Annotated in this window: 17 protein-coding genes; 10 read left to right on the top strand and 7 right to left on the bottom strand. The window is 63.3% G+C overall.

The window, feature by feature from the left end; genetic code table 11:
• Positions 1–84 precede the first annotated feature (84 nt).
• The 6 genes from mdcC to RY831_RS11375 are packed head-to-tail and all read left to right on the top strand — an operon-like array spanning position 85 to position 4,611.
• Positions 85–399: a malonate decarboxylase acyl carrier protein gene (gene mdcC / locus RY831_RS11350; RefSeq protein WP_326506455.1), complete on the top strand. Its 315-nt coding sequence runs from the start codon at positions 85–87 to the stop codon at positions 397–399.
• Positions 396–1,331, top strand: a complete 936-nt coding sequence (locus tag RY831_RS11355) for a biotin-independent malonate decarboxylase subunit beta (protein ID WP_326506456.1) — start codon at positions 396–398, stop codon at positions 1,329–1,331. The genes mdcC and RY831_RS11355 overlap by 4 nt, the downstream gene beginning before the upstream one ends.
• On the top strand, positions 1,328–2,044 hold the full coding sequence (gene mdcE, locus RY831_RS11360) for a biotin-independent malonate decarboxylase subunit gamma (RefSeq protein ID WP_326506457.1): 717 nt from the start codon (positions 1,328–1,330) through the stop codon (positions 2,042–2,044). Before RY831_RS11355 ends, mdcE begins: the two co-directional genes overlap by 4 nt.
• A complete protein-coding gene (mdcG, locus tag RY831_RS11365) occupies positions 2,016–2,729 on the top strand; it encodes a malonate decarboxylase holo-[acyl-carrier-protein] synthase (protein WP_326506458.1) in 714 nt (237 codons plus the stop codon). The genes mdcE and mdcG overlap by 29 nt, the downstream gene beginning before the upstream one ends.
• A 50-nt stretch (positions 2,730–2,779) precedes the next feature.
• Entirely contained in the window at positions 2,780–3,673 is an 894-nt protein-coding gene (gene mdcB, locus RY831_RS11370) for a triphosphoribosyl-dephospho-CoA synthase MdcB (RefSeq protein ID WP_437126260.1), read from the top strand.
• Positions 3,670–4,611, top strand: a complete 942-nt coding sequence (locus tag RY831_RS11375) for an ACP S-malonyltransferase (RefSeq protein WP_326506459.1) — start codon at positions 3,670–3,672, stop codon at positions 4,609–4,611. The genes mdcB and RY831_RS11375 overlap by 4 nt, the downstream gene beginning before the upstream one ends.
• Positions 4,612–4,641: 30 nt before the next feature.
• Here the strand turns inward: RY831_RS11375 and RY831_RS11380 are convergent, their stop codons facing one another.
• The 4 genes from RY831_RS11380 to RY831_RS11395 form a co-directional block, all read right to left on the bottom strand.
• Positions 4,642–6,990, bottom strand: a complete 2,349-nt coding sequence (locus tag RY831_RS11380; RefSeq protein WP_326506460.1) for a cytochrome P450/oxidoreductase — start codon at positions 6,988–6,990, stop codon at positions 4,642–4,644.
• 461 nt (positions 6,991–7,451) lie between these two features.
• A complete protein-coding gene (locus tag RY831_RS11385; protein WP_326506461.1) occupies positions 7,452–8,060 on the bottom strand; it encodes a hypothetical protein in 609 nt (202 codons plus the stop codon).
• Positions 8,061–8,199: 139 nt separating this feature from the next.
• Positions 8,200–9,378 carry a YsnF/AvaK domain-containing protein gene (locus RY831_RS11390; protein ID WP_326506462.1) on the bottom strand — a complete coding sequence of 393 codons (1,179 nt, stop codon included), beginning with the start codon at positions 9,376–9,378 and terminating at the stop codon, positions 8,200–8,202.
• A gap of 209 nt (positions 9,379–9,587) precedes the next feature.
• Positions 9,588–10,430 carry an IclR family transcriptional regulator gene (locus RY831_RS11395; protein ID WP_326506463.1) on the bottom strand — a complete coding sequence of 281 codons (843 nt, stop codon included), beginning with the start codon at positions 10,428–10,430 and terminating at the stop codon, positions 9,588–9,590.
• Positions 10,431–10,624: 194 nt separating this feature from the next.
• On the opposite strand from RY831_RS11395, the gene RY831_RS11400 reads away from it, so the two are divergent.
• A complete protein-coding gene (locus RY831_RS11400) occupies positions 10,625–11,599 on the top strand; it encodes a Bug family tripartite tricarboxylate transporter substrate binding protein (protein WP_326506464.1) in 975 nt (324 codons plus the stop codon).
• A 65-nt stretch (positions 11,600–11,664) separates the two neighbouring features.
• Here the strand turns inward: RY831_RS11400 and curA are convergent, their stop codons facing one another.
• From curA to RY831_RS11415, 3 genes are all read right to left on the bottom strand, one after another.
• A complete protein-coding gene (gene curA / locus RY831_RS11405) occupies positions 11,665–12,705 on the bottom strand; it encodes an NADPH-dependent curcumin/dihydrocurcumin reductase (RefSeq protein ID WP_326506465.1) in 1,041 nt (346 codons plus the stop codon).
• A 120-nt stretch (positions 12,706–12,825) separates the two neighbouring features.
• Complete coding sequence (locus RY831_RS11410) at positions 12,826–13,440, bottom strand: TetR/AcrR family transcriptional regulator (RefSeq protein ID WP_326506466.1); 615 nt, start codon at positions 13,438–13,440, stop codon at positions 12,826–12,828.
• Between the two features lie 75 nt (positions 13,441–13,515).
• Positions 13,516–14,343 (bottom strand): NAD(P)H-dependent oxidoreductase, encoded by an 828-nt coding sequence (locus RY831_RS11415; protein WP_326506467.1) that lies wholly within the window; start codon positions 14,341–14,343, stop codon positions 13,516–13,518.
• Between the two features lie 88 nt (positions 14,344–14,431).
• Here RY831_RS11415 and RY831_RS11420 point away from each other — a divergent pair, with 88 nt between their 5' ends.
• The 3 genes from RY831_RS11420 (at position 14,432) to RY831_RS11430 (ending at position 17,248) form a co-directional block, all read left to right on the top strand.
• Complete coding sequence (locus RY831_RS11420; protein ID WP_326506468.1) at positions 14,432–15,325, top strand: LysR family transcriptional regulator; 894 nt, start codon at positions 14,432–14,434, stop codon at positions 15,323–15,325.
• A 191-nt stretch (positions 15,326–15,516) separates the two neighbouring features.
• The gene (locus RY831_RS11425) at positions 15,517–16,716 is read left to right on the top strand and encodes an NnrS family protein (protein WP_326506469.1); all 1,200 of its coding nucleotides are present in this window, start codon (positions 15,517–15,519) and stop codon (positions 16,714–16,716) included.
• An 82-nt stretch (positions 16,717–16,798) separates the two neighbouring features.
• A complete protein-coding gene (locus tag RY831_RS11430; RefSeq protein WP_326506470.1) occupies positions 16,799–17,248 on the top strand; it encodes an RrF2 family transcriptional regulator in 450 nt (149 codons plus the stop codon).
• Positions 17,249–17,502 lie beyond the last annotated feature (254 nt).

The following is a 17,502-nucleotide window of genomic DNA, read 5'->3' on the forward strand; positions in this document are numbered from 1 at the left end:
GGTGGAAGGACAATAAAGGATGCTCCTTCCCTTTGAAGGGGAGGGAGTAGCAAACACCATCCATCAAACGAAGACATCCGACTCATGGAAACCCTGACATTTCGTTTCGAGAACGGCAGCCGCAGAAACGGCGCGCAGCCGCAGCTGGTCGGTGTGGTCAGCTCCGGGAATCTTGAAGTACTGATCGAGCCGGCCGCATTGAACGGCGCCTGCGAGATCGAGGTCAAGACCGCCGCGGTCGGCTTCGGCGCGATCTGGCAGGCGGTGATGCAAGACTTCCATGCGCGCTGGCCGCTGGCCGACGCGCGCATTTCCATCAACGACATGGGTGCGACGCCCGCCGTGGTCAGCCTGCGGCTGGACCAGGCCGCCGAATCCGCATTGCAAGGACAGCCATGAGCAGCTACCTCGAAGCCACTGCGCGCGAACGCATCGCCAAGCTGCTCGATGCCGGCAGCTTCACCGAAGTCCTGCCGCCGGCAGCGCGCTTCATCAGCCCGCACCTGGCGCAGCTCGATGCGCCGGTAGCTTTCGATGACGGCGTGGTCATCGGCACCGGTTGCCTGCAAGGCAGGCGCGTAATGGCCGCCGCGCAGGAAGGCGGCTTCATGGGCGGCGCGGTCGGCGAGGTGCACGGCGCCAAGCTGGTCGGCCTGCTCAAGCGTGCAGTTGCCGAAGGGGCCGATGCGGTCATCCTGATGCTGGAAACCGGCGGCGTGCGCCTGCATGAAGCCAATGCGGGACTGATCGCCGTCTCGGAAGTGATGCGCGCGCTGCTCGATGTGCGCGAGGCAGGCATCCCGGTGATCGTCCTGATCGGCGGCGCCAATGGCTGCTTCGGCGGCATGGGCATCGTTGCGCGCTGCGCCAACGCAATCATCATGTCCGAAGAAGGCCGGCTGGCCATGTCGGGGCCGGAAGTCATAGAAACCGCGGCGGGCGTCGAGGAATTCGATTCGCGCGATCGCGCGCTGGTATGGCGCACGACCGGCGGCAAGCACCGTTACCTGCTGGGCGACTGCGATGCGATCGTATCCGACGATATCGCCGCCTTCCGCGCCGCCGCCTGCGGCGCGATGCAGCGCCTATGTCAGACCGGGGCGGCGCTCGCGCTGCAGGAGCTGGAAGCGGAGCAGCGCATGCTGGAACACCGGCTGACCGCGTTCGACCGGCATACCGAGCCGATGCAGATCTGGGCCGAGCTTGGCATCCCGCAGCCGGCGCAGGTGCCGATGCTGGATGCGCAGGCATTCACCGAGATCGCGGATCGGCATCGCGCAGCAATGCGGGCAGAAATGCAGATCGAAACGCAGACGGGAGCGCAGGCATGAACTGGCAGGAACTCGCATCGCAACTCTTTCCCGGCGGGCATGACATCGTCGAGACCGATCATTTCCTGTCGGGCAGCGCAAGCGTGGGCGGGCGCACCGTCACCGTGATCGGTACCACCGGCCATACGCCGATCGGCGTCGATATCGCGCTGGCGCAGGCGAAGGCGGTGCTCGATACGGTGCGCAACCATGCGCAGCGGCCCATCGTGATTCTGGTCGATACCCAGGGCCAGCGCCTGCGCCACCGCGATGAAATGCTCGGCATTAACAGCTACATGGCGCATCTCGGCAAATGCATCGATCTGGCCCGGCGCCGCGGCCATACCGTTATCGGCCTGGTATACGACCAGGCGCTGTCGGGCGGCTTCATCACCAGCGGCCTGATGGCCGACGCCTGCTACGCGTTGCCGCAGGCCACCATCCGCGTCATGGGCCTGCCGGCGATGGCGCGCATCACCAAGGTGGCGGAAGAGCGTCTGGCCGAACTGGCCGTGGACAACCCGGTCTTCGCGCCCGGCGCCCATAATTACCTCGCCATGGGCGGCGTCGAGGCAATCTGGGAAGGCGAGCTTGCCGCGCAGCTGGAGCAGGCGCTGGACCATGCCGTGCCGCAGGACAGGCGCGCGGAACTCGGCGCGCAGCGGGGCGGCAGGAAATGGTCGCAGCGCGTCGTGCAGGCAGTGCTTGCCGACAGCCATGCTCGCGCGGCATAGCCTGATCTGGCTGCATCCGGAAGGATGGCGGGAAGCGGAAGCGTCGGCGGCAGCCGATTGCACAGACGCCATCCGGCAATGGAGGCAGGCCGACCGTCCGCTGGTTGCGCGCCGACCGGATGCCGATGCAGCCGACGACTCCTGCTGCCTCGGCCTGGCATTGCCGCCCGATCCGGAAAGCAAGAGCAAGCGGCGCATCGGCCTGCGTGTGTCACGCAGCCAAGTGCGGCGGATCGATGCGCCCCTCGCAATCGGGCAGACTATCGGTTATGCGCCGCAGTCGTGGCAGCCGGCGCTGGCGCGCCTCGACGGGCAGTGCGGCGGGATAGGCGCGACATTGCGGGTATTCGGTTCGCTCGCCTTGCAGACGCTGACTGGCCTGCCTTACCTCACGCCGTCATCGGACATCGATCTGCTGTTCGCCCCCGTCAGCCTCCGTCAGCTCGATGAAGGCATGCGCCTGCTCGCCGAAGCAGCGGAACAGCTTCCGCTCGACGGCGAACTGGTCTTTCCCGGCGGCCAGGCGGTGGCCTGGAAGGAGTGGGCGAATGCGGCATGCGCGGGGGACGGGATGCGGGTGCTGGCGAAGGACATGCACGGCGTGCGGCTGATGAAGCCGGCGGAGCTGCGCATGCAACTGGAGCCGGAATCGAAATCCGAACTGGAAGCGGAGGCCGCAAGATGATCGCGCCAATGACACAAGGCCGGACCATTGCTGCCGCCGCCCACACCGAAATGCGTGCCTCCATGTTGAATGGCTGGAACGCGGCAGGGCGGCGCGCCTTTTGCCTGCATGCGGCGCAAGTCGCCGTGTCCAGCCTTTACGACGAACTCGTTCTTTATCCGAAGCCCGGACTGGTGTCGCTGGTGGATAGCGGCAGCCATGACGACATGACCGCGGAAACCTTCTTCCGCAGCCTGTTCTCGCTGCGCGGCTATTTCGTCCGCATCACCGCAGCCGGCATGCATGGCGCGCCTTTCCATGTGCTGAAGCAGCTCGGCATGGAAGCGGAGCATCGCATGCTGCGGGCGACCGGCGGCATCAATACCCATCGCGGCGCCATCTTCGCGCTGGGCCTGCTGTGCGCGGCGGCCGGCCATTGCCAGGCCCGCGGCCTGCCCTTGAACAGCGCGAATATCCGCGCCGCGCTGATGACGGTCTGGGGCCCCGACCTGGCCATGCATGCGCGCCAGTGCGCGGGCCATTCGCATGGCTTGCAGGTGGCTCAACGATATGCCGCGTCCGGCGCGCGCGAAGAAGCGGCGCTCGGCATGCCGTCGGTATTCAATCTCGCATTGCCGGCAATGCAGGCAAGCCTTGCGGGGAGCGGCTGCTGGGAGCGTGCCCGCATCCAAGCGCTGTTTGTCCTGATGGCGAATATCAGCGATACCAACGTGTATTTTCGGGGCGGCGAAGACGGCGCGCGCATGGTCAGCGAATGCGCCGCCGGTTTTCTTGCTCGCGGCGGCACGGCGGCAGCGGACTGGCGCTCGCATGCGCTCGCTTGCCACGAGCGCTTCGTTGCCGCCCGCCTGTCGCCGGGCGGCGCGGCCGACCTGCTCGGCGCCGCCTGCTTCGTGCACAAGCTCGACCGGCAGACAGCGGATGGACATCGCCGGCGGCCATGAGCAAGCGCCTCGCCATACTTTGTCCCGGGCAGGGCGCTCAGCATGCCCGCATGTTCGAGCTGTTCGGCGATACAGGGCAAGGGGCGACCCTGGCCGAGCAATGGTCGCTGCGGGATGCGCTTGGCATGCCGCTCGAACAAGTGCTGAATGATCCCGCGTACCTGTATGCGAACCGTTTCGCCCAGCCGCTGATCGCCGCGGCATCGCTGGCAGCATGGGAAATCGTGAGAACCGTCCTGCCGCCATCGATGCAGCCCGCGCTTGTTGCCGGCTACAGCATCGGTGAACTCACCGCCTACGCCGTCGCCGGCAGCTTGTCGCCGCAAGATGCCGTGGCGCTGGCGGCGCGGCGCGCATCGGCAATGGATGCCTGCATGAACCCCGAAAGCCGGCAAGCCATGCTGGCGGTGTCGGGCTTGGCGCTGCCGCAATTGCGCGAGATGCTGCAGGAGCATGCATTGCACATCGCCATTGAAACCGGGGAAGACAGCGCCATCGTCGGCGGCCTGCAGGGACAGGTAGATGGGCTGCGCCTCATCGCCGAGCAGCGCGGCGCGCGGGCGCTGCCGCTGCCGGTGGAGGTCGCATCCCATACGCCGTTCATGCGCGACGCGGTCCCGCCGTTTCTCGCAGAGATGCGCGGGCATCGCTTTACCGATCCGCAACTACCTGTCGTCTGCGGCATCTCCGCCGAGAGCGTACGCGACAAGGATCGCGCGATGCAGACGCTGGCGCGGCAGCTCGCGGAACCCGTGCTCTGGCAGCAATGCATGGACAACTGCGCGGAAGCCGGGATTACGATCGCGCTCGAACTTGGCCCGGGCAATGCTCTGTCACGCATGCTGAGCCAGCGCCATCCGCAGATCGCCTGCCGTTCCGTCTGCGAATTCCGTTCCGCCGCCGGCGTGGCCGGCTGGATCGGACGGCACTTCGATTAACGCGGCAACCGCATCAAGGCGGTAGTTGAATCAAAGCTCCAGCGTCAGCTTCGACCCCGCGGCGCGGGAGCAGCATGCCATCATCTTGTTGTTTGCTTCCCGCTCGGAACGTGTCAGCACCACATCACGGTGATCGATCTTCCCGGCAAGCACGCGCACTTCGCAGGAGCCGCACAAGCCTTCGCCGCAGTCGCTCTGCACGTCGATGTTGGCGCCGCGCAGGGCATCGAGCAGGGTCTGGCCGGCCGGCACGGTGACGGTAATTCCGGAATCCTTCAGCTCCACTTCGAAGGCATGCTCCTTCGCCGGGTCGAGCGTGCCGCGGCTGGATTCGAAGTGCTCGATGCGCAGCGCATCTTCCGGCCACGACGCGCAGCACTGTTCGAGCGCCTCCAGCATCCGCAGCGGACCGCAGGCATAGATATGCGTGCCCGCTTCAGGAGAGCGCAGCAGCGCGGAAAAATCATTGCGCCGACCCTCGTCTCCCGCATGGACATGCAAGCGGTCTCCATGCAGCTTAGACAATTCATCGAGATAGGCCATCGTGGCGCGGCTGCGGCCGCTGTAATGCAGCGCATAGTCGATGCCGAGTTCCCTGGCCCGCCGCGCCATTGCGATGATGGGCGTGATGCCGATGCCGCCCGCAATGAAAATGACTTTCTTCGCGGTCTCGTCGAAACGGAAATGGTTGCGCGGCCCGCGGATCTTCAGCCGGTCGCCCGGTTTGAGCGCCTGGTGAATCCAGCGCGAACCTCCCCGGCCCTCGGGCTCGTGAAGCACGGCGATTTCAAGCGTTGCGGGATCAGCGGGATCTCCGCAAAGGGAGTACTGCCGCGATAGTTCCGGTGTGCCGCATTCCACATCGATGTGAGAACCGGGCAGCCAGCGCGGCATCGGCCTGCCGTCCGGCGCGACCAGGCGCAGGCGCATGATTTCGCTGGTCAGCGGTTCGATGCTGTCGACCACCACCGTGCGGCTGATTGCGTGGCCGGACGGTTCGCCGATGCGCACCGGCGAAACCGATTCCAGCAGCGCCGGATTCGCGCGCTCCGGGTTCTGCGCCGGGTCCCATTCCACCAGCAGGTGTTCCGGCCCCCGGAACGAGGTGTTCGGCACATAGGTGAAGCTTTGTTCGCATAGCCGCATGTGCGGCAGCCGCCTGGTGAGTTCCTCGAGGAAGATCTGCATTTCCATGCGCGCCAGGTTCTTGCCCATGCACTGGTGGGCGCCATAGCCGAAGGTGAGGTGATCGCTTGAATTGGCACGGCGGATGTCGAGCATGTCCGCATCGTCGAAGTGGCGCTGGTCATGGTTGGCCGATGCCATCACGATCAGCAGCTTGGAGCCGGCGGGAATGTCGATGCCGCCGATCTGCACATCCTTCGTCGCCAGGCGCCTCCAGGCCGGCACCGAGCCGTTGTGGCGCAGGCATTCTTCCACCGCGTTCGGTATCAGGCTCGGGTCCTCGCAGATCTCGCGCCAGGCGGTCGGATGCTGCAGCAGCAGCTTCAGCGCATTGGCGGTGGCGTTGGCGGTGGTCTCGTGCGCGGCGACGATGCCGGCCATCATCATCGAATGCAGATAGGAATCGGTGACCACTTCCGGGTATTCCGCCTGCTTGCGAATGCCGTACTTCATCCATCCGGGGCCGGAAGGGTCCTGGCGCATCTTGTCCAGGATCTTGCCGGCCAGCTGCCAGAAGTTGCCGACCGCATGCGCGACCTTGAGCTGTTCCTCCGGTCTCGGCCGCCCCCAGGTATTGACCGTGTGGGCAATCGAGTACTGGCGCAGCATGTCCATGTCTTCCTCGGGCACGCCTAGGAAATGCAGTGCCACCGTCAGCGGCACTTCCCACAGCATCTGGTCGACCAGGTCCGCCTTGCCGTCGTCGATGAAGCGGTCCACGTAGGCACGGGCAAGTTCGCGCACCATGGGTTCATGGTGCTTGAGGGCTTCGGGCGTGAACGGTTCCATCAGCACCCGGCGGCGGGCCATATGGGCGGGCTCGTCTTCATTGACCAGGGTGCGGTTCATCGCATAGTTGTAGGAAGCCAGCACGGCGTTGGCTTCTTCGCTGGTCGGCGTGATTTTTTCAAGCGCGATGGAAGGGCTGAAGGTCAGGTTATCCCTGAAAACAGCCTTGATGTCGTCGTAGCGGGTCACCACCCAGTAGCCGAGCTTCGGGCTGAAGAACACCGGCTCTTCCTCGCGCGCCCAGCGCACGTATTCCGGCGGGTCCTGCTGATAGGCATCTTCGAACGGATCGAAGGCAGCTGCGCGGTGGCTGACCGGGCAACCCGTGGGAGACCTTGCCTCCGACAGTGCGCGGTGGTCGACAGGGCATGCTGAGGCAGCGGTAGAAGAAGCAGGGATGTTCATGGGAAGTCCTTCCGTTTTGCATGGCGGCATTCATTGATCGGCTACCGTTACATCGTCTTGGGCAGCGCAATACGCGTAATCATACTACGTTATGCGTAACAGAAAAGCGGGCATGAGAGGCTTGTTTATCCGCAAGCGCAGGCGGTGGAGGGTGTAACGGAGTGCCAACGGTGAATGTTGCGGACCTGCGGCGAACGTCATATCACATGTATCAGCCAGTAAGGAAGCTGCGGAAAAGGGAAGTGGTAAGAAGAGCTTTTAACTGGGAGGCGCGCCGCAAAATGCGGGACGTGTTTCATTGCTTTCGCAATGAAGGGGGCAGAGAGGGCGATCGGGGGACTTAATGACGGAGCACTACGATTGAAGCTCTATGGCGGAGCTTGATGAGCAAGCGCGGTTGCTTGATACCGCACATCGCACCCGCCGGGCGGTGGCGCGATGTGCGGTTTGTACTGATGTCGTCAGCGTCCGCGCTGCGACATCCTGCCGAGTGCAATGGCGAGCGCCGCGCCGCCGAGCGCTTTCACCAGTCCCGGATTCTGCGCATAAAAGCGGCTCATCTGGTCGATGACGCCAGGATTTTCACGTTCGGCGTTCCGAGCCAGTTCCTCGAATTCTTCAGGGCGCATGCGCTCCACGTCTTCCGGACGGACACGCATCTGCTGCTGGTCCGACCCGCCGTTGAGCAGTCCGCCAAGGATGCCGCCCAAGCCACCGCCCAGACCTCCACCCATGCCGCCGCCCATGCCGCCGAGGCCGCCCATGCCACCACCGCCCATCCCCCGGTTCAGCATCGACCCAACGACCGCAGGGCCGAGCGCTGCCAGCAGCTGGTTCATCATGCCCGTGCGTTGATGGGTATCCGCCTGCCCGAACATCTGGCCAAGCATGTTGGGAAAGGGGGGAGTCTGGTCGGAGCGGAAGGCCTCGCTCAGACCGTCGGCGAGATCATCGTTCGGCGAATTTTGCGCTACCTGATCGAAGTGCTGCTCGATGTCGTTCGGTGGCTGGTTCGGATTGACGCCGCCATACTGTTGCAGAATGTTTCCAATATCAAATCCTAGTCCCATGATGCTCTCCTTCAAATTGGAAATTTTGGGAAAAAAGAGGGCTGCATTGCAGCCCTCGTGGTGAGGCATGTGGTGACACGCCATGCCGGTCGATTTCTGTCGAAATTCATGCCGGAAATCGCGGCAAAGTGATCAGTGATTAGTGGCGGCGATTGCCTGTCACTCGTTCCGCGCCATAGCGCACCGCGTCCTTCACCTTGTCCCAGGTGCTTCCGGGGTGGCTCGATTCCCAGTCGCTGCGCAGCTGCGGTTCGACTTCCGACCACTGATAATTCTTGTAGCGGTCGCTGCCTGCCATGGTGGTGCCATAGCGATAGGCATCGTCGTAGTCCTCATAGCGTCCGCCGGAGGAGCCGTAGGTGGTTTGCCAGTGGCGGCGGAATTCGTCATCGCCGGCCAGACGGCTGGTGCCGGAGCTTGTGACTCCAAGCTGCTCGACCTCGACATCCGTACGGCGGACCGTATCGTTGATGTCTTCCGTCCTCTGGGTGACTTCCTTGCCGATGACGACTTCCTCGACCACGCGCGCCGTCTTGGCGACCACGGCTTCCTCATCCGTCTCGCGCAGCTCGATGGCACCGTCCTTCATTGCTGCCAGGTCGGCCTGGGTTGCAGGCTTGTCGACGGCATGACGTTCCACCTTGATTTCCTCGTCGCGCAGCTGGACGGATTCCGATACCGGTATTTGACGTACGCGCTGGAACACTCGCACGCCGCCACGCTGCACTTCGCGCTTGCCGACCTGCAACTGCTCCTCGACGACGGGAATGCGGGTTTCGCCAGTAGTAGTGCCCGTGGCGGTCCCGGTGCCGGTGCCGGTGGAACGCAGGCTTGCATAGCTTGCGCGTTCCTTGGCAATCTCGTCCTTTGTATAACGCGGTGCGGACGTGTCGTGGGAGGTCCAGCCCTGCTGTTTCCAATGGCTTACGCGCTCGTCGATGTCGACCGCATTGAAGCTGTTCATGATGCCGGTCGCACGGTCGACATCCTCCTGGCTGTGTACCGTCGCCGTCAATACATAGCTGCCGCGGCGTACCGATTCGGCGTAGGTATCATGATGCCCGGCGTTCTCGTCGCCGCCGAACAGGGAGTAGAAGAAGCCGCGGATGCCGCTGGGGGCATCGCTGGTTGAAGAGCTGGTACCGGCGGATGTGGTTCCTTCGTCATCCCTCTCCGGATTCAATTGCACATCGGCGCGGCTGAAGCCTGCGGCCAGAAGCGCCTGAACTGCTGATTCCGCCTCCGAGAAATTGTCATACACGCCTACTACGGTATTTTCGGATGCGCTGTTACCAATATCACCGGTTGTCAATGCCATGATCGTTCTCCTTGCTGCTGCGAAAATTGGCTGCAAGTGCAGCTAACGGTTGAAGAAATGCCAATAAAGGAATAGGAGAGTAATCAATCGCAGAGGTTCACTCGGAGACTGTAAGAAGGCATGACGCTGCCGTATCTATCTATCCATGCATTGTCTTGGCATGGTGAAATGATCACGTGCAATGCGAAGGTGTACCGCAGGGCCGGTGCTTACCGTTTGCGCTCCGTTACCGGCAGTCTTCCATCAAAGCCGAGCGCCGCACTGATATTGGCCGCCTCGGCGGTCACAAGCGACACGATGCGGCCATCGTGGCCGGTATCGAAACCGCCGCTTGCGCCAAGGGCGGTCAGCACGGCGGTGACGCGGGCGTTGTGATCGAAGATCGGCGATGCCACCGCGCTGATACCGGGAAGCAAGGTATCGTTGATGACCGCATATCCTTTCGCACGTATGGACTTGCGCAGGTTTTCCACCGGATTCCTGCCATGCAGCGATGCCCGCTGCTCGCGGGTGGCATGCGCGAATTCTTCCTCCGCCAGGCCCTGTATGCGTGCGTCATCCATGAAGCTCAGGAATACTTGGCCGGTCGCCGACCAGAGCATCGGCAGCACCGAGCCGGCGCGGACATTGATCGTCACGGGCAGTCCCGGCTCCTCGAAGCGCAGGATCGTGGGCCCCTTGTTGCCCATGACGGCAATGAAACAAGTGACTTGCAGCTCTTCGCGCAAGCGCTTGAGCGCAGGTTCGCCCAGGCGTATCGGATCGCACTGCCGCAGCGCCGCCAATCCGATCTGGATCGCTTCCTGGCCCAGGCAATAATGCTGCGTCGACGGGTCCTGGAACACCAGGCCTTCCTGGCTGAGACTGGCCATGTAGCGATGCACCTTGGCCGTGCTCTCGCCGACTTCGGCCGATACCGCAGTCAGGCTCGCGGCGCCGCCCAGGCGTCCGAGCGCCTTGAGTATGCCCATTCCCATTTCCGCCGATTGCACCCGCTGGCGCCTTTCCTGCAGACGTTGCTGCGGCAGCCGTTGCTCCACCTGCTTTGTCATTGTTTATTCTTCCCCATGCATTCCGGTAAAACACAATTCGATACCGCGATTATGCCGTGCAATGCCAGTCGCCCGGTTCATGACGTCGAACAAGATCCGGCGCTTTCAATGCATGACAGTAGATTATTTTACGATTAGCGTAGTAGTATTACGCAAAAAGACAACATGGTTCCACCGATATCCAGGAGAAGAATGTGAAGAAGATTTTCGCTGCATGCCTGCTTACCCTGCCGGCACTGATCGCAACCACGGCTGCCCACGCGCAGCAAGCCTATCCGTCCAAGACGATCCGGTGGCTGGTGCCTTATCCGCCCGGCGGCGGTTCGGATTTCCTGGCCAGAACCGTGGGCCAGACGCTTTCCCAGCAGGTCGGGCAGCCGGTCATCATCGAAAACAAGGCCGGCGGCAATACCGCGATCGCGGCATCGGAAACGGCGCGCTCGGCGGCCGACGGCTATACCATCCTCAACGCCGACAACGGCACCATGGTGTTCAACTCCGCGCTGTATTCCAAGCTGACTTACAACCCCGAGAAGGATCTGGCGCCGGTCACGCTGGTCGGCCGCTTCCCGATGATCCTGGTTGCGGGCCCGGGGTCGGATGCGAAGGATGCGAAGGATTTCATCGCCAAGGCCAAGGCACGCCCGGGCAGCGTCAACTACGGATCGGCGGGCGCCGGCAGCCCGCATCATCTCGCGATGGAATTGCTGAAGGTGAACGCCGGGCTGCACATGGTGCATATCGCTTACCGCGGCGCGGCGCCCGCCTTGAACGATCTCGTCGGCGGACAGATTCCGGCCATGATGGTCGACCTGGCCGCTGGCGGCGCCTTCATCAAGAGCGGCAAGGTGCGCCCGCTGGCGGTGGCGAATGCGACACGCCTGCCGCAGCTGCCAGACGTGCCGACCTTCGCCGAGCTCGGCTTCAAGAACGTGGAAGCGGCCGCGCTGGTCGGCGTGGTGGCTCCGGCCGGAACACCGGCCGACGTGCTTAATACGCTGAACAAGCAGCTCGTGACCGCCATCAATCAGCCGGCCGTCAAGCAGCGCCTGGTCGAGTTCGGCGTGGAGCCGGTGGCCAGCACGCCGCAGCAGTACGCCGACCTGCTGCGTACCGAAACCGTGCGCTGGCACAAGCTGATCAAGGATCAGAAGATCACGCTGGACTGAGCATCGCTGACCATGGATTGCAGGCCTCTCGGCCTGCGGCATCACAGTCGCGGACGAGCCCGTTTTCATTCGTCCGCGACGCGCACCACCACCTTCCCGAAGTTCCTCCCCTCAAGCAACCCGATCAATGCCGCCGGCGCATTGTCGAGACCGTAGACGATGTCTTCGCGCAGCTTGACCCTGCCGTCGGCAACCCATGCGCCCATGTCGCGCCGGAACGGCTCGAAGCCTTCCTCGTATTGATCCAGGATGATGAAGCCCTGCATGCGGATGCGCTTGTACACCAGTGCGCTCATCAATTGCGGAAGGCGGTCCGGACCCGATGGCAGGCCGAGGTCGTTGTAGTGGGCGATGAAACCGCATACCGGAACGCGCGCGTGCTCGTTGAGCAGCGGCAGCACCGCATCGAACACGGCGCCGCCGACGTTCTCGAAATACACATCAATGCCGTCCGTGCAGGCTTCGGCGAGAAGCTGCGCAAACTGCGGATCGTGGCGGTCGATGCAGGCATCGAATCCGAGTTCCTCGACCACGTAGCGGCATTTGTCGAGGCCGCCGGCAAGGCCGACAACGCGTGCTCCCCTGAGCTTGGCAATCTGTCCGACCACCGAGCCGACCGCGCCGCTGGCCGAGGCGACCACCACGGTTTCGCCCGGCTGCGGGTCGCCGATCTTCAGCAAGCCGTGATAGGCGGTGAATCCCGGCATGCCGAGCAGGCTCAATGCATGAGACGGATGTTTCGTATCGGCGATCGGCATCAGGTCCATGCCGTCGGACAGCGCGTACTGCTGCCAGCCGGCGTTGCCGAGCACCAGGTCGCCTTCGCGGAACTTCGGATTCCTGGAGGCGACAACGCGATTCACCGTGCCGCCGACCATGACTTCGCCCAGCGCCAGCGGCGGCGCATACGAGGGACTTTCGCTGATCCGGCCACGCATGTAGGGGTCCAGCGAAAGATACAAGGTGCGAAGAAGGACTTGTCCGTCAGCCGGCGCCGGCAGGGCGGTTTGTTCGAGGCGGAAATCCTGCACCGAGGGTAAGCCTTGAGGGCGGGCGGCAAGGACGATGCGGTGGTTGCTGTCGGCGCCGCGGATGGTTTGCTGCATGTTGTTCTCCTTATTTGAAAGTTGGATGTGGTCAGCGGTGTATTTTGGGACGAGTTCTATTAGACCAGTCGTCTAGTGGGTCGGTAAAAAAAGGCCGCGCATCATGCACGGCCCGGAAAATCAATCAGCCGTTGCGCAAAGTCCGAGCAGCTGCCTCGTGCTCGCCATGGCGTTGTCCAGCGGCGAGCGCGAGCGGGTGATCTTGGCCAGCAGGCTGGCGCCCAGCCATGTCTGGTAGAGCCTGGTGGCCAACTCCGCCGGATCGGCCGCATCGGCCTGAAGCGGCAGCGATCCGTCCGCCTTGCCGGCTTCGATGCATCGCGCCAAGCGTTCAATGATGCGCCGCGTGCCTTGGTCGAGCACGGCGCGCATGCGCTCCGACAGGTCGCAGACTTCCGCGCCCAGCTTCACCACCAGGCAGCGGTCGGCGGGATTGTCGCTGATCTGGGTGGCGAGCCAGTAATCCCAGAAGGCCATCAGGCGTTGCGCCTCCGGGCCGGGACGGGCAAGCAAGGCATCCAGGTGCTGCAGGAAGCCGCTGAAGTACTGCCCAAGCAGCGCTTCCCCGAAGCCTTCCTTGGAGTCGAAGTAATGATAGAAGGAGCCCTTGGGGATCTGCGCGGCGGCCAGCAATTCGGTCAGGCCGACGGCGGTGAAGCCCTTGCCGAGAATCAAAGGCTTGGCCACGTCCAGGATGTGCTGCCTTACGTCGGTACCAGTGGTTGCAGTGTTCATGCAGCGTATGCTAACTCGACATTAGACCGGTCGTCTAGTAATTTCTCGCCCGCCCCCATCTGATGGATCCAGTCCCTAGGCCGCGAGCTGTCCGGCGTGCAATTGAGGCAGGTTTTCTTCCCCGCGATCGGCGACATGCACCGCAAGCCCGGTTTGCCCGGGGAGAATGTCGGACCGCAGCGTCAGTGCCGGAATCTCGTAGTCGCCGGCATTCTGGGGCCGGAATGGAATCGGTTCGGCGGTGAAGAGCGTATCGAGCCGCTGCCCGAGCGCGTCGCAGATTCCCGCGAATCTGTCCTCGTCGGTGCGGCCCGTCCGATAGACCATGAACGGCGGCAGTACCTCGAAGCCGGGATAGAACAGGATGCCGTGCTGGATCGGGAACAGGATGTCGTCGATCGGGCCGTTAATGCCGCGCGGGCCATAGTGCGATTCCCATCCGCCCGTGGTCACGATCAGCATCGCCCGCTTGCCCGCCAGCGTGCCTTCCCCGAAACGGTCGCCCCAGCGGTTATCGGAATGCTCGCCGACACCATAGGCGAAGCCATATGCATATACGCGGTCGACCCAGCCCTTCAGGATCGCGGGCATCGAGTACCACCACAACGGGAATTGCAGGATCACCGCATCGGCCCACAGCAACTTCTCCTGCTCGCGCGCGATGTCCTCGCTCTGGCAGCCATTTTCGAAAGCATGCTTCGAATCGAGGGAGGGATCGAAGCGCGCTCCGGGCCGCCGCTGCGTGCTGTCGTCGGCATCGAGCGAGGCTTTCCACTGCATTGCATACAAGTCCGAAACCTGGACCGAATGCCCGGCGCCTTTCAGCCGGCTTACCGCGAAATCCTTCAGCGAGCCGTTCAGTGACCTGGGTTCCGGATGCGCATGGACGAGAAGTATGTTCATGACTGGCCTTTCAATGTGATTGGGAAAGGGCAGGATAGACCGGCCTCCGGTATATTGGAAATGAATTACCAATATTCCAGGTATTAAGATGATTAATCTCCGCAAGCTCGACCTCAACCTCCTGGTGACGCTCGACGTGCTCCTCGCCGAACACAATGTGACGCGGGCGGCACAGCGCCTCAATTTTTCCCAGCCCTCCGTCAGCGTTCATCTTGCCAAGCTCAGGGACATTTTCGGCGATCCTCTTCTGCTGCCCGGACCGCGCGGGATGCAGCCCACCGCCAGGGCCGAAGCATTGCGCGAACCCTTGAGGGAAGCGCTGGAATCTCTGGAGCGTGCGGTGGCGCCGGCCCGCCCGTTCATTCCTGCGGAGTCCAGCCACACATGGCGCTTGGCCGCTTCCGATTCCAGTGAATCGAGCATCCTGCTGCCGGCGATGGCGGCCCTGCGCGCGGCGGCGCCGGCAATGCGGCTGGCGGTGCTCGACCTGCAACCCTCGCGCATGGCAAGGCAGGCCGAACAAGGCGAGATCGATCTTGCCTTCCATACCAGCGAAGACTCGCCGCCCGGGCTGCGCCGCCGCACGCTGTTCGCGGAGCGGTATGTGCTTGCCGGCAGGGCGGGCCATCCGCGCCTGAAGCGGAGGCCGACGCTGGCGCAGTTCTGCAAGCTCGAACATGTCATCGTGTCGCCCGACGGCGGCGGCTTCCACGCCGTCACCGACGATGTGCTGGCCGATGCCGGCCTGACGCGCAAGGTGGTTCTCTCCGTTCCGCACTTCCTGTTCATGATGTCGGTGCTGGCCAGCACCGACCTTGTCGCGATGCTGCCGTCACGTTTGGTGCGCAATACCACGGTGCTGCAGGTCGTCGAGCCGCCGGTGGATGTGCCCGGCTATGAAATGGCCATGCTCTGGCATGAGCGTTCCCATCGGGATCCAGCGCACCAATGGCTGCGGGAAACGATCGCAGCGTCGGTGTGAGACCGGATGAAAAGCAGGATACCGACCTCGGCCGGCAGCGATGACCGCGGCGCAGCTCTCCGGTCTGCTGAGGTGAATGATCCAGATCAACTTTCCCCGGATTTTTGCGAGCTCGATCACAAGTATTTTCGTTGCCCCGGCGGATAGCCTCATTTAAGATGCATTTAATCAGCATCTTAAAAGGGAGTGACATGGCACTGATCATCATCGAGGACGGCGTCCTCGGAAGCCGCGAACCGCAGGCCTCGGGAAGGCCGCTGCTGCGGCTCGGCTTTCGTCCTTTCTACCTGCTCGGCGCGGCCTTTGCAGCGCTGAGCGTGCCGCTCTGGATCGCCCATCTGTACGGCTGGCTCCGGCTGTCGTCCAACATCACGGTGGGCTGGCATGCCCATGAAATGGTGTTCGGATTCGCCGTCGCCGTCATCATCGGATTCATGTACACCGCAGGCCGCAACTGGACCGGGCTGTGGACGCCGCGCGGCAGCACGCTGGCCGCGATCTGCGCGCTGTGGCTGGCGGGACGTGCGGCGATGCTGTTTGGCAGCGGCGCATCGGCGGCGCTGATCGATCTCGCCTTTCTGCCTGCCGCCGCCTTCCCGCTGTACCAGGTGCTGCGGCGCGCCGGCAACAAGCGCAACATGATGCTCATCGTACTGCTCGGCCTGTTGACGGCAGCCAACGCGGGCTACCATGCCGCGGCGCTGGCATGGATAAGCCGGTCGCCGCTGGAGTTCGTCAAGGCCGGTATCCTGGTCATCGTTGTCATCGAAGCGATTATCGGCGGCCGGGTGATTCCGATGTTCACCAGGAATGGCGCGCCCGGCACCGAACCGGTGATCAATGCCAGGCGCGACCGCATCGTGATGGGCGCGACCGTTGCCGCCGCATTCGGTTTTGACGCCGATCTGCCGGCGCCGCTGATGGCGGCGCTGGCCGCCGCCGCCGCGGTTGCGCAGGCCACTCGCCTGATCGGCTGGAAGCCGCTTGCCAGCCTGCGCCAGCCGCTGTTGTGGATTCTGCATCTTTCCTACGGCTGGATTCCGATCGGCTTCGCGCTGATGGCGCTGCATGCACTTGGCGCGGTGCCGGAAAGCGCGGCGCTGCATGCGCTGGCCGTGGGATCGATGGCCGGGCTGATCATCGGCATGATCACCCGCACCGCGCTCGGCCACACCGGACGTCCGCTGAAGGCTGGACGCGTCGAGATTGCGATGTACCTGCTGATACAGGCGGGTGCGGTCGCGCGCCTGATTGCGGCACTCGGCATGGACGGCAGCGGGATGGTGGCACTGGTCACGGCGGCCATATGCTGGAGCGCGGCGTTCGGGCTGTATCTTGCTCTGTACGGTCCCTACCTGTTCGCTGCACGCATCGACGGGCGCGAAGGCTGAAATGCAGGGTGCCTGAGATGCCTCGATGCCGGCATAAAGCTGTAAAATACATGCGTCTTATTGTACGAACAGGCGGCCCCAAATGCGACTGACCAGCTACACCGACTATGCGCTCCGAACACTGATGCACCTGGCCGCCAATCCAGATCATCTGGTCACGATCAGCGACATTGCCGACACCCACGGCATAGCAAAAAATCATCTGACCAAGGTCGTCCACCAGCTCGGCGTGCAAGGCTTCATCGAAACCGTGCGCGGCAGGAGCGGCGGCCTGCGCCTGGGCAAGAATCCCAAGGACATCCGGATCGGCGACGTGGTACGCCAGACCGAAACGGATTTCTACATGGCCGCCTGTTTCGATATCGAAGACCAGGGATGCGCCTACGCGAGCGGCTGCGGCCTGAAGGGTGTGCTTTCCCGCGCCACCGACGCCTTCCTCGGCGTGCTGGATGAAGTCACGCTGGACAGCCTGATGCAGAAAAAAGGGCGCACGCTGAAGGGGATAGAAATACGCGACGCGAAGCTGGCCTGAGAGGCGGACGCGATACGCGGATCCCATCGCCTGGGACACTGGAATAGCAGGAGTAATCAAATGAAAACACGCGGCCATGTGCCGCGTGTTTTCATTTGTACGCCGCGCACCCCGGAAGCAATACGGCAAGCCAGTTGACTGCGGCACCCCGGCAATCTATTGACCAAAATCAACTGTCCGGGAAACGATCAATAAAACTTGAAGCCAAAATAGTTTAGAGTTAAAGTATATTGCGGTTGCCACGAAGAGGGCGC

The sequence above is a fragment of the Noviherbaspirillum album genome, from assembly GCF_035916955.1.
GTDB classification, from domain to species: Bacteria; Pseudomonadota; Gammaproteobacteria; order Burkholderiales; family Burkholderiaceae_D; genus Noviherbaspirillum; species Noviherbaspirillum album.